This is a genomic window from Zetaproteobacteria bacterium (assembly GCA_003696765.1).
In the GTDB taxonomy this organism is placed as follows: domain Bacteria; phylum Pseudomonadota; class Zetaproteobacteria; order Mariprofundales; family J009; genus RFFX01.
This window is the reverse complement of record RFFX01000064.1, coordinates 1-15076: the sequence shown is the minus strand read 5'-3', so window position 1 is coordinate 15076 and position 15076 is coordinate 1. Positions and strand designations below refer to the sequence as shown.

The following is a 15076-nucleotide window of genomic DNA, read 5'->3' as shown; positions in this document are numbered from 1 at the left end:
GCCACGGCCTGCTGCAGGGCGCGCAGCTCCTCTTCGCTGCGTGCCGCCAGGATGGAGGAGGCAAGCCGACCGCCGGCGAGCGGATCGGCGCCGGAGAAGTCGCACACCATACAGCCGCTGTTCCGGGCCAGGGCCAGGCCGGCGGCATAGTCCCAGATCTGCTCCCCGCCATGGATAAGGAAGCGGCCGCGCCCACGGGTCAGCCAGGCCCACTCCAGCGCGCAGCTGCCCAGGTTGCGCTGGCTGCTGCCGATCGGGTGGGTGAGCAGTCGGAGGGCGAGCCTCGGCGTCAGTCGCTTGAAATCGACGAAGCCGACCGATTCGGCGAGAGGGGAGGCAGCGGTCGGGGCCGGTTGCGGCGGATCGTCCGGGCAGAAGAGCTCGTCGGCGACGGGGTCGTAGATCCAGCCGGCGACCGCCCTGCCCTGGTGGAGCAGGCCGAGCGAGATGGCGAAGCAGGGAATGCCGGCGACGAAGTTGGAGGTGCCGTCGAGCGGATCGAGGCACCAGCAGGGGGTGTCGGCCCGCAGTGCCTGTTGCTGCGCTGCGGGCTCCATCTCCTCGCCGAGGAAGGCGAACCTCGGTGTGCAGCGGCGCAGGTGCCGGTGGAGGAACTCCTGGCAGCGGCGGTCGGTTTCGGTCACCGGCGAGCCGTCCTGCTTGCGGTGCACGCCGCCTGTGCGATGGTCGTGGAAGGCGGGCAGCAGGATGGTTCGCCCCGCTTCACGCAAGAGCGCGCCGATCTCGGTGCGGAGAGGCGAAGGCAGCAGCGGCAAGGGCGGGACTAGTCGACGGTGAAGGACTGGCCGCAGCCGCAGGTGCCGCGCTGGTTGGGGTTGCGGTAGGTGAGGGTGGCGGAGAGCGGATCGCGTTCGAAATCGATGATCAGCCCGCGCAGCGCCCGCTCATGGTCGACGGCGTCGACGCAGAGATTGAGCCCCAGGTCTTCGTCGCCGATGCGCAGATCGCCGGCTGCGGGCGCCTCCACCGCCTCCCAGTGGTACTCCAGCCCGGAGCAGCCTGCTTCGCGCAGACTGAGCCGCAGCCAGGGGGCGGATGCACGCTGCAGTTGCGCGCGCAGGTGGTCGCGGGCGGCGTCGGTCAGGGTGATGTCGGCTTGATTCCGCGTTGGTTGCATGATGGATGGAAACGCAAGACATCCCTCCATGGACGTTTTGCTCGATGGCAATGGAAGCGCACGATCTTCGAAGCGCACGATCTTCGCCCCCCTCACGATACGGTCGCTTGCATGCGCAAGCAGCCCGGCCGCACGCTGCGCCGAGGCTGTGGTGTCGTCTTCTGTGGGCGCAGGCATCAGCTCAGCAACCGTCGACGATCAGATCGGGGAATCGTAGCAGCAACCGCTCCAGTTCGCGCGTGATGCGCTGCACGATCTCCTCCGTCTCCTCGGGGTGCAGCCCCGCCCGGATGAGCAGGGGGGGCAGGTCGTCGCCGCGGCAGCGGAGGGAGGCGCTCCAGACGCCGCGCCAGCACCCGGCGGGCAGCAGTTGTTGCAGCAGCAGGTGGGCGAGGTGGATCAGCATGTTGCATCCCTGCAGTTCGCCCGGGTAGTCGCTGCCGTGCAGCCCGTCGGGATGGTGGTGCAGCGCGATCAACCGCTGCACTGCACGCGGCAGCCGCCAGTGGAGTGCCAGCATCATGCCGGCATCGATGTGGGTGAAGCCGAGTTGGTCGTACTCCGCCTGCAGCTCCGGCATGCCGCAGGCGATACGTACCCGCAGCCGCTCCAGCTCCTCCGGCGGCTCCTGGTGGATGATGATCAGCTTGCCGATGTCGTGCAGCAGCCCCAGGGTGGCGGCCAGCCGGTGGTCGATGCCCCGCAGCTCGGTGGAGAGGATGCGGCAGATGAGGCTGATCGCCTGCGCATGGAGCCAGACGCCGCGCACCGCCGTATCGGAACGGGCCTCACCCCCCAGTTTGGGGGTTACCCGCTCCAGCAGCAGGCCATAGCTCACCTCCATCCCCAGTCGGGCGATGGCCATCGCCACATCGGTCTGTGGGCGCCGGTCGCGCGGCGCCCAGGCGGCGGAGTTGGCTACCTCCAGGAGGTGGGCGGTGAGCACCGGATCCTTCTCCACCTCCGCGGCCAGATGGCTGGCGCCGGCGGCCGGATCGGCCATCACCTGCTCGATGCGCGACCAGATCTCCGGTAGGGGAGGGATCTCGGCGATGCTCTGCTTCAACCGCCGCAGGGCGGCATCGTCGATCGGCGGCGGCCGGCGGGGATCGAACGGCAGCCGCCGCGGCGCCGGCGGTGCCGCGGCGATGGCGACGGCGATCGTGGCCGGCGGTGGTGGCGGCCGCCGCGGCGGCGCGGCTCCACCGTGTCGTTTCGGGCGCGGAGTGGTGCGCGCCGGCAACCGGCGCAGCAGCGACTCGGGGTCGGGCCGGTCGGCGGGTCGGCGGGCGAGGCAGTGCTGCATCACCCCCTCCAGCTCGGGCGCCTCGGGCAGGGCGAGCTCCAGCCCGTCGATGATGCGCATGAACTGCGGCTTGACCGGCCGGTGTGCATCGAGCCAGTCCCCCCCGCGGATCAGGGAGTGGATCAGGATGCCGACGGCATAGATGTCGCTGGCCAGGGTCGCCGGGTGGCCGGAGAGCAGCTCCGGCGCCAGATAGGCGACGGCATGCTCGCGCACCGCCGCCTGGATGCGGCGGTTGCGTGTCGGCTGGTGGAGCAGCGGCAGGGTGAGCAGCAGGCGGCGTCCGCCGTCGGTGAGCAGGATGGTTTGGGGGTGGAGCCGGCCGTGGTGGAGCCCGCAGCGGTCGAGTGCATGCAGCCCCCAGAGCACCCCCCGCACGATTGCCGCCACCGTGCCATCGGGACGGGGAGCGCCCCCGACCACCTCGGCCAGCGTTCGGGGGGCGGACCCGATGGAGAAGACCTGCCACTCATGAGTTCCTTCGACGTCGTAGTCGAGCAGGGTGGGGATGGCCGGGTGGCGCACGCCGATCAGCCGCTCCAGGCCGTTGATTCGATCGGCGCACTGTGCGCTGGAGAGGTCGGAGAGGTCGCTCTCGGCCAGCAGCACCATCCGGCCGGTCAGGGTGTCGCGGGCCAGTGCGCTGCCGCCGTCGGCCAGTCGCTGGACGGGGCGGAGGGGTTGGTAGCGCGCACGATCCATCGTCGCCGGCCGTGGGGCCGCGCGTCAGGGACGGGCGCGGGGGGCGGCGCAGCGCACGCAGTTGCGCCCTGCCTCCTTGGCCCGGTAGAGCGCCTGGTCGGCCTGCTGGGTGGCCTGCTTGAGCGGTTGATCGGGGTCGACCGGCGCGATGCCGATGCTGATGGTCACAGGCTCCGGGAACCGGTCGAAGGTGAGCCGCTCGATGTTGCCGCGCAACCGCTCGGCCAGCGCGCGTGCGGCCGACAGATCGCTGTCGGGCAGCATCATGAGGAACTCCTCGCCGCCCCAGCGGCAGAGCAGATCCAGCTCGCGCCGGTCCTGACGGAGCCGGTCGGCCACCTTGCGCAGCACGGCGTCCCCGACGGCGTGGCCGTAGCGGTCGTTGACCCGTTTGAAGTGGTCGATGTCGATCATCATCAGGCTGATCGGCTGGCCGTTGCGTCGCGCCCGCCCAAGCTCCTGGTCGGCCTGCTGGCGGAAACAGCGTCGGTTCATCAGCCCGGTCAGCTCGTCGGTATGGGCCTGCTGGCGCATTGCCTCCACCGCTGCGAGGTGGTGGCCGATGTCGAGGAAGCCGGCGGTATAGAAGTGGTCGTGTTCCGAGTGGACGATGCCGAGCGACATCTCGAGATCGCGCCGTCGGCCGGTCCGGTCGAAGGCGGTGACCCGCTGGATGCTGCTGTCGCTGACCACCGGGCGGGCGTCGCGCCCCATGGTGCGCAGCAGGTTCATCGAGAAGTCGGGGATCAACTGCGACAGATAGAGGCCCGGCATGGTGCCCGGAGCGTAGTCGAACAGCCGCTCGGCGGCGCGGTTGGCCTGGGTGATCCGCCCGTGGTCGTCGAGGATGACGATCCCCTCGCGCGCGTGGTCGAACAGGAGGCGGGCGCGCATCTCGCGCAGATGCATCTCACGCAGCAGCCGCTGCTGTTTGGTGGCGAAGCGGATGGTGCGGGCCAGCAGTGTCGGGGTCAGCTCCTGCTTGACCAGAAAGTCGATGATGCCGTTGTCCTCGTCTCCGGCGCGGGCGTCGATCTCATCGATCTCCGCTACGCCGGTCAGCAAGATCAACGCCGGCCCCATCACTCCATGCGTGCGGTGGCACTGCTCGGCCCACTGCAGCCCGTTGACGCCTCCGTTGAGGTGGTAGTCGACCAGGCAGAGGTCGATCCCTCGCTGCTCGATCAGGGCGTCGGCTTCCGTGCAGGTGGTGCAGCAGTGCAGCCGCAGGCGTCCGCCCATCTGCTCTTCGGCCATCGCCGACAGCAGCAGCGCATCGTCCCGGTCGTCATCGAGCAGCAGAATGTCGACGACGGCGTCGCGCCGGTCGTTTGGTGCGGCCACTATGGTCAGCGGAGGCGGACGGGCAGGGCGACCAGCCGGAACCAGTAGTCGGTCAGGGTGCGCATCATGGTGACCAGCCCGTCAAAGGAGGCCGGTTTGCAGACGAAGGAGTTGGCCCCCAACTCGTAGCCCTCCTGGATGTCGCATCCGGCGTCGGATGCCGAGAGGATGACGACCGGGATGCGACGCAGCTCCGGATCGCTGCGCAGTGCGCGCAGAGCCATGCGGCCGTCCATGCGCGGCATGTTGAGATCGAGCAGGATCAGCCCCGGCAGGGGGGTGCCGGCCAGGTGGCGGAAGGCGCCGCGCCGGTGGAGGTAGGCCATCAGCTCCGCGCCGTCACCGACGAGATCGAGGCGGAACTCCCCCTCCACTTCACGCAGGGCGTCTTCGATCAGCAGCCGGTCGTCGGCATCGTCGTCGGCGAGCAGGATGATGCCGTCGCAGGAGGGTCGGTCGGGCCGGTTGGCCATCGCCGAGTCGATGGCCCGGGGCAGCTCCTCGGCCAGCCGGTCCTTGGTGACGAACCAGGAGATCTCCGGCATCCGTCCGGCGATCCGTTCGATGGCCGGCGCATCCGGCATGCCGGTGAGCATGATCACCGGCGGCAGCGAACGGCGGGCGGCGGCCTGCGCGGTCCACTCGGCACCGTCGGGCGGGGTGCCGAGCATGTAGTCGACCAGGATCAGGTCGTAGTCGTCGGCGGCATCGAGCAGCCGGTCGGCCTCCTCCACCTCGGCGGCGTGGTCGACGCGGGTGGCTGCGCCGAGGTGGTCGGCTATGAGCTCCGTGATCAGCTCGGCGTCGTCTGCACTGTCCTCCAGCAGCAGAATCCGTCCCGGTTTCATGCTACTCGGCTGCTTCCTCGGGCAGACGGACGATCTCGAACCAGTAGTTGTTGAGCTGGCGCACGATATCGACCAGCTTGTCGAAGGTGACCGGCTTGACGATGAAGGAGTTGGCCCCGAGATCGTAGCTGCGCAGGATGTCCTCTTCCGCCTTGGAGGTGGTGAGGATGACGATCGGGATGCGGCGCAGCTTCGGGTCGGCCTTGATCTCCTGCAGCGCCTGCCGGCCGTCCTTGCGCGGCATGTTGAGGTCGAGCAGGATCAATCCCGGCAGGGGGGTGCCGGCCAGGTCGCGGTAGGCGCCGCGCCGGTGGAGGTAGTCCATCAGCTCCTCGCCGTCCTCGACGAAGGCGAACTGGTTGTCGAGGTGGACCTCCTCCAGCGCGTCCTCGAGTAGCAGCCGGTCGTCGGGGTCGTCGTCGGCCATCAGGATGGTGATGCGTTCTCTCTCGGTCATGGAAGGTTCCTCCTGCGGGACGCTCGATCGGTGCCGGGGTCAGGTGGGATCCGGTTTGTGGCGCTTCTGCAGCGTGAAGCGGATGCAGGTGCCCACCCCCGGTTCGCTGGTCGCGCCGATGGTGCCGCCGTGGCGCTCCACGATGCGGCGGCAGACGGCCAGCCCGATGCCGGAGCCTGAATACTCGGTGCGGCCATGTAAACGCTTGAAGGCCTCGAAGATCTGTTCGGCGTATTTCTGCTCGAAGCCGATGCCGTTGTCGCGACACTCGATCTGCAGCAGCCGCTCGCCGTCGTCGCGTGTCTCCTCGCCGGCCAGCCGGATCTCGACTTTGGGCGCGACATCCTGTTTTCGATACTTGATGGCGTTGCCGATCAGGTTCTGGAACAGCTGCTCGAGCTGCACCGGGTCGCCGTCGATGTTGGGCAGTCGGTCGACCTCGATCTCGGCACCCGATTCGCGGATGGCCATCTCCAGATTGTCGATGGCGTTGGCCACCACCCGATCGAGGTCGACGATGGTGAAGGGGCGATGGGTCGACTGGATGCGCGAGAAGGCGAGCAGATCCTGGATCAGCAACTGCATGCGGCCGGCGGCGTCGACCATGCGCTGGAGGAAATCGAGGTTGCGACCGGTCAGTCCGGCCCGGGCCTGCAGCCGGTCGCCGAAGGAGCAGATCTTGCGCAGCGGCTCCTGCAGGTCGTGCGAGGCGACATAGGCGAAGCGCTCGAGCTCGGCGTTGGAGCGCATCAGCGCCGCCTCGCGCTCCTGCAGCTCCTGCATCGCCTGCAGCCGGACGATGGCCGCCACGACCACCGAGACGATGCGCTCGAACAGCAGCCGGTTCATCGGCACCGGGCCGTGGGCGTCGAAGGTGAGGATCATCTCGCCCAGCCGTCTTCCCTGATGGGTGAGCGGCAGGCAGTAGAGCGGATGGTCGCCGAAGCTTAGCTGGTAGATGTCGGGTGTGGCATCGGGGATGGTCAGGATGCGGGCGTCGTAGCTGGCCGCGGCGATGTAGCGCCGGCCGCTCCTGCGCAGCAGCTGGATGTGGGCCGGCGATCTGGCGCCGAGGATGGCGTGGGAGCCGAGCAACATCACCAGTACCCGGTCGCACAGTTGGTGGATGGAGTCGCAGCGCAGGGCCACCGCGGAGAGCTCGCCCAGCAGCCGGTCCTCCTCGTGCTTGCGGATCATCTGGCGCGACAGCCGGTTGAACAGCCGTGCCACCTCGGCCAGCTCGTCCCGCCCCGCGCTCTCGGCCAGCCGCGGAATCTTGTGCTGCTCCAGTTGCAGCACCATGGCGCGAAGCTGCTCCTTCATCCGGCGGGTGGAGAGGTAGAAGGAGATCAGCAGGTAGGCGATCAGCGTCGGCACCGCGATCAGCGCCAGCCGCAGCAGCCTCATGCGTTGGTCGATGGCGGCGGCGTGGGCGGCGAAGCCGCGGCGCAGATGGTCGGAGCTGCTGTGCAACAGCCCGCTGCCGACGGCGATGGTGGCGCTGGCCTGGTCGAACAGATCGTCGGCGGTGCGCTCGGGGCGGGGCGGGGCCAGCACCTGGCCGCGCAGATCATCGAGCAGGATTCCGATCACCTGCTGCAGCTGCTCGTGGCCCAGCACCAGCGGCTGCGGCATGCGGGGGGCAGCCTCCAGGGCGATGGTCCACTGCCGCGCCAGCCGCATTGCCTCGTGGTCGACATTGTCGATCAACAGCTGCAGGCGGTCGCGCTCGTCGGCGGCGAGGCGGTGGTCGGCGAGGAAGCCGCTGCCCTGCCCGCGCAGCTGCCCCAGCGACTCGATCAGCCGTGGCAGCAGACGGAAGTCGATTTCGACCAGCTGGCGCAGGGCGGGATCGTCGGCGGCCGACAGCCTGCTGGTGTGCAGCACCTCCCCCTCCATCAGCAGCAGGTCGTGGATCAGATCGCTGTGCTGGCGCCAGCTTTGCGCGGCGTCCATGCGGTCGATGCCGCGCGCGAGCCTCTGCCACTGGCCGAGGATGTGCCGCCACTCCCGATGGACGCCGAGGGCAGCCCCCCACCGGGCGTCGGCCTGCTCGGCGGTGGCGATCGCCTGCCGCAGGGCCGGAGCCTGCTCCTTGAGCTTGGCGGCGAAGTCGGGAGCCCCTGAGCGCAGGCCGTTGACCATGCCGCGGTGGCGGGCGATCTGCTCGGCCAGCGGCGCGACGGCGGAGAGGAAGGCCAGCCCCCGTTGTTGCACGACCGTGTCGTCGAGCTGCCGGCGCATGTCGGTGAACAGGTAGTAGCTGGTCAGGGCGATCGGCAGGGCAAACAGCAGGCAGATGAGCGCGAACTTCTCGGCGAAACGCAGCCGCTGCATCAGCGCGATACCGGGGTTGAAGAGGCTCATTGGCTTTGTTGCGGCAGGGTGATTTCGACGGTGGTGCCTGCGCCTTCGCGGGAGTCGATGGCGATGGTGCCGCCGAGCAGCTCGGTCGCCTTCCATACCATGGTCAGACCCACGCCGGCGCCGGGATAGCGGTCGCGCGGGTGAAGCCGCTCGAACAGCCGGAACAGCCGCGCCTGATGCTCCGGCGCGATGCCGATGCCGCGGTCGCGCACCTGGATGCGGAGGGCGCCGTCATCGGTTGCCCGGCAGGAGAGCGCCACATCGGGCTCCTCCCCGTCGGTGAAGCGCAGGCCGTTGTCGACCAGGGCGCAGATGATGGTCTCCAGCAGCTCCGGGTCGCCGTGCCAGTGCAGATCGGGGTCGGCCCGCCAGCGCAGCCGGCCTGCGGCCAGTGCCTGGGCGAAGTGGTGGCCGAGGATGCGGTCGCATTGTCTCGCCAACGCCAGCGGTTGGCTGGAGACGCGGTGCGAGGCGACGCGGGCGTAGCGGTGCAGGCCGCCTACCACCTGCTCCATGTGGCCGGTCGCCGCCACCATCCGCTCGAGGTAGAGCCGGCCGCGTTCCGACAGGTTGTCCCGCTCGCGCCGCTCGAGAATCCCGGCGAAACCGCGGATCGCCCTCAGCGGCGCGTTGAGGTCGTGGCAGGCGCGGCGGATCTGCAGGTGCAGATCGCGCATCTCCGGAGAATCCATATCAATATGCGTGATTTTGCCCCCTCACTACACTATTGCGCTTTTGCAAACGCGTTGTGGATGATGGTTTTGCAACAAACCGTCATCGCGGCCACGGACGGATTTTTTGCGATTCGATCAAGGATGACGGCTTCGTGAGAAGTCGGCATCCGCGGCCAGGAGGGCCGCGCAAATCCGAAGCTTGCGCAAGCAAGCGACGATTTTGTGAGGCAATCGAAGACCGCGCTCTTCGATTGCCGTCAAGCAAAAAGTCCATGGACGGACTTTTTGCGATTCGATCAAGGATGACGGCTTCGTGAGAAGTCGGCATCCGCGGCCAGGAGGGCCGCGCAAATCCGAAGCCTGCGTATGCAGGCGAAGGATTTGTGAGGCAATCGAAGACCGCGCTCTTCGATTGCCGTCAAGCAAAAAGTCCATGGATGGACTTTTTGCGATTCGATCAAGAATCATCCGAAGAGTGCCCGCGCCTTCTTTAGTGCGCAAAAGAGCGCGTCGATCTCCGCGCGCGTGTTGTAGATGGCCAGCGAGGCGCGGGCGGTGGCCGGCAGCCCGAAGTGCTCCATCACCGGCATGGCGCAGTGGTGGCCGGCGCGGATCGCCACGCCTTCGCTGTCCAGGATGGTGCCGAGGTCGTGCGGATGGACGCCGTCGAGGACGAAGGAGAGCACGCACGCCTTGTGCGGCGCGGTGCCGATGATGCGCAGCCCGTCGAACGCCATCGCCCGTTCGGTGGCGTAGGCGAGCAGCGTGCGTTCCGCCTCGGCGATCGCCGGGAAGCCGATGGCGGAGAGCCAGTCGATCGCCGCGCCGAAGCCGATGACACCGGCGATGTTGGGGGTGCCGGCCTCGAACTTGTGCGGCAGCGGGGCGTAGCTGCTCTCCTGGAAGCGGACCGTGCGGATCATGTCGCCGCCGCCCTGCCACGGCGGCATCTCCTCGAGCAGCGCCCGCCGGCCGATCAGCACGCCGATGCCGGTGGGGCCGTACATCTTGTGGGCGCTGGTGACGAAGAAGTCGGCGCCCAGCGCCTGCAGGTCGATCGGCATGTGGGCGGCCGACTGGGCGCCGTCGACCAGCACCACCGCGCCGACGGCGTGCGCCCGCTCGATGATCTCCGCCACCGGATTGACGGTGCCGAGCGCGTTGGACATCTGCACCACGCCGACCAGTCGGGTGCGCTCGGTGAGCAGCGCATCGAGCTGTTCCATGCAGAGCGCGCCGCGTCCATCCATCGGCAACACCCGGATGACCGCGCCGGTGCGGCGGGCGACCATCTGCCAGGGGACGATGTTGGAGTGGTGCTCCATGGCCGAAAGCAGGATCTCGTCGCCCGCTCTGAGGTTGGCCGCGCCCCAGCTGGCTGCGACCAGGTTGATCGCCTCGGTGGCGCCGCGGGTGAAGATCACCTCGCACGGATCGCCGGCGTGGAAGAAATCGGCGATGGAGACGCGCACCCCCTCGTAGGCGGCGGTGGCCCGCTCGGAGAGCATGTGGACGCCGCGGTGGATGTTGGCGTTGTCCTGCTCATAGTAGCGGCGCACGGCGTCGATGACGCACTGCGGCTTCTGGGTGGTGGCGGCGTTGTCGAGGTAGGCCAGGGGGTGGCCGTGCGCCTGCTGCTGCAACGCGGGGAACTGCGCCCGGATCTGCTCGATGTTCATCTGTGATCAGATCGCAAAAAGTCCGTCCGTGGACTTTTTGCTTGACGGGAATCGAAGAGCGCGGTCTTCGATTCCCTTACAAATCCGTCGGTTGCATTTGCCACCTCCGGATTTGTGCAGCCTTCCTGGCCGCGGATGCCGACTTCTTGCGAAGTCGTCATCTGTGATCAGATCGCAAAAAGTCCGTCCGTGGACCTTTTGCGCGGCCGTCCATGGCCGCGATGCCATCTTCCTGCGATGCCCTCATTTGCACGGTTCCTGCGCGATCTTGTCGGCCGCCGCCGATTCGATCGCCTGCCGCAGGGGGGCGAGGGCGATGCCGGCGAGCAGCGCATCGGCGAAGGCGACCACCAGCGCGTGGCGCGCCTCCGCCTCGGTGAGGCCGCGCGAGCGCAGGTAGAAGAGCTGTTCGGCATCGAGCTGGCCGACTGTGGCGCCGTGGGCGCAGCGGACATCGTCGTTGTAGATCTCCAGCTCCGGCTTGGTGTCGACCTCCGCCTGGCGGGAGAGGAGCAGATTGGCGTTGCGCTGGGCCGAATCGGTGCCGCAGGCGCCCCGATCGACCACCACCCGACCGTTGAACACGGCGTGGGCGCGCCCGGCCAGCACCGTGCGGTAGTCGGCGCGGCTGCGGCAGTGGGGGGCGGCGTGGTGCATGGCGACCTGATGGTCGGCATGCTGCTGGCCGTCGAGCAGGAACAGGCCGTGCAATGCGCAGGCCGCGCCCGGTTGTTGCAGCGCGATCGAGAGATCGAGCCGGGCGAGCGCCCCGCCCAGCTCGATGGCGTGCAGCCGGTAGTCGCTCTCCCGCTGTTGGGAGAGGGTCAGCGCCCCGAGGTGGAACTGATCGGGGCCGAAGCGCTGCAGCCGGTAGTGGGTCAGCCGCGCGCCGGGTTCGAGGTTGATGCTCAGATGGCTGCAGGTCAGCCCCATCTGCGGCCGGTCGCCGGCGAAGAGCTCGATCAGGGTGACCTCGGCGCCGCAGCCGACGCGCAGGGCGTGGCGCCGGTAGCCGGCTCCCTCGCTGTCGGGATGGATGAGCAGCAGCGGCAGCGCCGACCGGTACTGCGCTGCAATCTGGATCGTCTGCACGGTGGGGGCGAAGCAGGCGGCCAGCCGGGCGGCGAAGGGGGCATGGTCGTCGGCAGGGCCTGCCTCCTCGTCGGTGCGGGCGATCGCCTCCGGCAGTGGATCACGCATGAGATCGATCGCATCCAGCCCGGGCGGCGGTGCGGGATCGGCGGGCGCCGCCTCGAGCGGCTGCCACCAGCGCGCGCCCAGCCGGTCGGCCAGCGGGGTGAGGCTGGTGTAGCGCCACGCCTCGTCGCGGCCATCGGGCAGGGGGATGGGGGGATGCAGCGGTAAAGTCGTCATGCGTAATGGAATCGCAAAAAGCCCGTCCGTGGACTTTTTGCTCGACAGGGATCGAAGCGTGCGGTCTTCGATCGCCTTGCAAGAGCGTCGCTTGCATGTGCAAGTTTCGGTTTTGCGCGGTACGCCGACGTCGCGATGCCGGCTTCGCTCGATACCGTCATCGGTTGAGCCAGTCGTAGCCCTCGCGCTCCAGCTTGTGGGCCAATTCAGCGTCACCGGAGGCCTGGATGCGGCCGTCGGCCAGCACATGGACGAAGTCGGGGGTGATGTAGTCGAGCAGTCGCTGGTAGTGGGTGACCATGACGATCGCCCGTTTGGGGCTGCGCAGTTTGTTGATGCCGCCGGCGACGATGCGCAGCGCGTCGATGTCGAGGCCGGAGTCGGTCTCGTCGAGCAGGGCCAGCTTCGGCTCCAGCACCGCCATCTGGAAGATCTCGTTGCGTTTCTTCTCGCCGCCGGAGAACCCCTCGTTGACCGAGCGCGACAGAAAGGAGGGGTCGAGCTCGACCAGCCTGGCCTTCTCCTGCACCAGCGCCATGAAATCCATCGCATCCAGCTCCTCTTCGCCGCGTTGCTTGCGCATGGCGTTGAGCCCGGCCTTGAGCAGGTAGGCGTTGTTGACGCCGGGGATCTCCACCGGGTACTGAAAGGCGAGGAAGATTCCGGCCCAGGAGCGCTCCTCCGGCTTGAGCGGCAGCAGGTCGCGCCCTTCGTAGCGGATCGAGCCGCCGGTGACGGTATAGCCGGGGCGCCCGGCGATGACGTTGGATAGTGTCGACTTGCCCGAGCCGTTGGGGCCCATGATCGCATGGACTTCGCCGGCGCGGATGGTCAGGTCGATCCCCTTGAGGATCTCCCGTCCTTCGACCGACACGTGCAGGTTCCTGATCTCCAGCATGGCTTCATTCCTTTGGATCGTCATCCCACCGCCCCCTCGAGTGAGACCTCCATCAGCCGGTTGGCCTCGACGGCGAACTCCATCGGCAGTACATCGAAGACATCCTTGCAGAAGCCGTTGACGATCGTCTGCATCGCCGCCTCTTCGGAGAGGCCGCGCTGTTGGCAGTAGAAGAGTTGTTCGTCGCTGATTCTGGAGGTGGTCGCCTCGTGTTCGACGGTGGCGGTCGGGTTGGCGCACTCGATGTAGGGGAAGGTATGGGCGCCGCAGCGGTCGCCGAGGAGCAGGGAGTCGCAGCGGGTATGGTTGCGCGCTCCCTCCGCGCTCCTGTCCATCCTGACCAGCCCGCGGTAGGACTGATCGCCCCGACCGGCGGCGATCCCTTTGGAGAGGATGGTGCTGCGGGTGCGCTTGCCGATGTGGATCATCTTGGTGCCGGTGTCGGCCTGCTGATGGTGGTTGGTCAGTGCCACCGAGTAGAACTCGCCCACCGAATCGTCGCCGCGCAGCACGCAGCTTGGATATTTCCAGGTGATGGCACTGCCCGTTTCCACCTGGGTCCAGGAGATCCGGGCGCGCGCGCCCCGGCAGTCGCCGCGTTTGGTGACGAAGTTGTAGATGCCGCCGACGCCGTTCTCGTCGCCCGGATACCAGTTCTGCACCGTGGCGTACTTGATGGTGGCATCCTCCAAGGCCACCAGCTCGACCACCGCTGCATGGAGCTGGTTCTCGTCGCGCATCGGAGCAGTGCACCCTTCGAGATAGGAGACGTAGGCGCGCTCCTCGGCGATGATCAGCGTGCGTTCGAACTGGCCGGTGTTGGAGGCGTTGATACGGAAGTAGGTGGAGAGCTCCATCGGGCAGCGCACCCCCTTGGGGACGAAGACGAACGAGCCGTCGGTGAAGACCGCCGAGTTGAGCGCGGCGAAGAAGTTGTCGCCCGGCGGCACCACGCTGCCCAGGTATTGCCGGACCAGATCGGGATAGTCGCGTACCGCCTCGGAGATGGGGCAGAAGATCACCCCGGCCTCCTTGAGCTTCTCCTTGAAGGTGGTGGCCACCGAGACCGAGTCGAACACCGCATCGACCGCCACGCCGGCCAGCATCTCGCGCTCGCGCAGCGGAATGCCCAGCTTTTCGTAGGTCTCCAGCAGCTTGGGGTCCACCTCGTCCAGGCTCTTGGGCCCATCCTTTCCGGACTTCGGCGCGGCATAGTAGGAGATGGCCTGATAGTCGATCGGCGGGTAGCGCACATGGGCCCAGCGCGGCTCGAACATCCGCTGCCACAGGCGGAAGGCCTGCAGGCGCCATTCGGTCAGCCAGCCGGGCTCCCTCTTCATGGCCGAGATCCGCCGGATCACCTGTTCGTCGATGCCCGGCGGCAGCGTCTCCTGCTCGATGTCGGTGACGAAGCCGGCGCTGTAGTCGCGGTTGGCGAACTGTTCTACCTCGGGTTTGCTCATGTTACATCTTCCTCGCTAGGCGGGATGTCGCTTCCTCCTGTGCCACCGGGATGGTGGCCACGCGCACGAAGCGCGGGGCGAAGTCGGGTCGGGCGAGCTCGGCCAGGGTGATGGAGTCGAGCAGCTCCCGCATCGCCTCGTTGATGCGCTGCCAGCCGGCGCGCATGGTGCAGTCGGATTGTCGGTCGCATTGGCCGCGGTCGCTGTTGCACTCGGTCAGTGTTACACCCCCCTCCAGCGCGTCGACCACCTCACGCAGCGAAATCTCCTGCGGCCGTCGGGCCAGCCGGTAGCCGCCGCGGGCACCGCGCTGTGAGATCAAGAGATGGCGGCGCAGCAGTGATTGCAGCAGCTTGCGTACCGTCGGCGCGGGAAGCGCGGTGGCGGCAGCCAGCTCCGGCGCCGTCCATATCGACTGGTCGGAGGCTGCCAGCCTGGTCATCAGCAGCATGCCGTAGTCGGTCAGTTTGGTCAGCTTCAGTTTGTTTCGATCGCAAAAAGTCCGTCCGTGGACTTTTTGCTGAGACGGCGATCGAAAGACGCGGTTTTCGATCGCCTAACAAAATCGTTGCTTGCATGCGCAAGCTCCGATTTTGCGCGGCCGTCCTGGCGGCGATGCCGGCCTCCCTGCCGAAGCCTTCGGTTTTGATCTCCTCGAAATACGTCCAGGGACGTTTTGCCTGGACGGAAGTCGAGGCGTGCGATCGTCCCGGTCGCGGATCGGCGACGGGAGGAGGCCTACCCCACCCAAATGAGGAGTATTCTAGTCTTGATTGTTGGGAAGGCAATACCCCGAGCCGCAATCGGCCGTGATCAGATACGCTCG

13 protein-coding genes are annotated in these 15076 nt (G+C 67.7%); all 13 read right to left on the bottom strand.

Annotation, left to right across the window (positions count from 1 at the left end):
• The coding region (locus tag D6682_06455) for an inositol monophosphatase family protein (GenBank protein RMH50660.1) at window positions 1-776 on the bottom strand (776 nt) is incomplete at its 3' end.
• 8 nt (window positions 777-784) lie between these two features.
• Window positions 785-1138 (bottom strand): iron-sulfur cluster assembly accessory protein, encoded by a 354-nt coding sequence (locus D6682_06450; protein ID RMH50659.1) that lies wholly within the window; start codon window positions 1136-1138, stop codon window positions 785-787.
• 181 nt (window positions 1139-1319) lie between these two features.
• Entirely contained in the window at window positions 1320-3146 is a 1827-nt protein-coding gene (locus tag D6682_06445; protein RMH50658.1) for an HDOD domain-containing protein, read from the bottom strand.
• 24 nt (window positions 3147-3170) lie between these two features.
• On the bottom strand, window positions 3171-4490 hold the full coding sequence (locus D6682_06440; protein ID RMH50657.1) for a diguanylate cyclase: 1320 nt from the start codon (window positions 4488-4490) through the stop codon (window positions 3171-3173).
• Between the two features lie 5 nt (window positions 4491-4495).
• The gene (locus D6682_06435; GenBank protein ID RMH50656.1) at window positions 4496-5338 is read right to left on the bottom strand and encodes a response regulator; all 843 of its coding nucleotides are present in this window, start codon (window positions 5336-5338) and stop codon (window positions 4496-4498) included.
• Window position 5339: 1 nt separating this feature from the next.
• Window positions 5340-5795: a response regulator gene (locus D6682_06430; protein RMH50655.1), complete on the bottom strand. Its 456-nt coding sequence runs from the start codon at window positions 5793-5795 to the stop codon at window positions 5340-5342.
• Between the two features lie 39 nt (window positions 5796-5834).
• The gene (locus D6682_06425) at window positions 5835-8162 is read right to left on the bottom strand and encodes a hypothetical protein (protein RMH50654.1); all 2328 of its coding nucleotides are present in this window, start codon (window positions 8160-8162) and stop codon (window positions 5835-5837) included.
• Window positions 8159-8854, bottom strand: coding sequence for a hypothetical protein (locus D6682_06420; protein RMH50653.1), 696 nt, complete (start codon window positions 8852-8854; stop codon window positions 8159-8161). Before D6682_06420 ends, D6682_06425 begins: the two co-directional genes overlap by 4 nt.
• A 446-nt stretch (window positions 8855-9300) precedes the next feature.
• Entirely contained in the window at window positions 9301-10515 is a 1215-nt protein-coding gene (locus D6682_06415; GenBank protein ID RMH50652.1) for a cysteine desulfurase, read from the bottom strand.
• A 243-nt stretch (window positions 10516-10758) separates the two neighbouring features.
• Window positions 10759-12138 carry a Fe-S cluster assembly protein SufD gene (gene sufD, locus D6682_06410; GenBank protein RMH50651.1) on the bottom strand — a complete coding sequence of 460 codons (1380 nt, stop codon included), beginning with the start codon at window positions 12136-12138 and terminating at the stop codon, window positions 10759-10761.
• On the bottom strand, window positions 12047-12787 hold the full coding sequence (sufC, locus tag D6682_06405) for a Fe-S cluster assembly ATPase SufC (GenBank protein ID RMH50650.1): 741 nt from the start codon (window positions 12785-12787) through the stop codon (window positions 12047-12049). Before sufC ends, sufD begins: the two co-directional genes overlap by 92 nt.
• Window positions 12788-12807: 20 nt before the next feature.
• Window positions 12808-14250, bottom strand: coding sequence for a Fe-S cluster assembly protein SufB (gene sufB, locus D6682_06400; GenBank protein ID RMH50649.1), 1443 nt, complete (start codon window positions 14248-14250; stop codon window positions 12808-12810).
• 1 nt (window position 14251) lies between these two features.
• Entirely contained in the window at window positions 14252-14803 is a 552-nt protein-coding gene (locus D6682_06395; protein ID RMH50648.1) for an SUF system Fe-S cluster assembly regulator, read from the bottom strand.
• Between the last annotated feature and the right edge of the window lie 273 nt (window positions 14804-15076).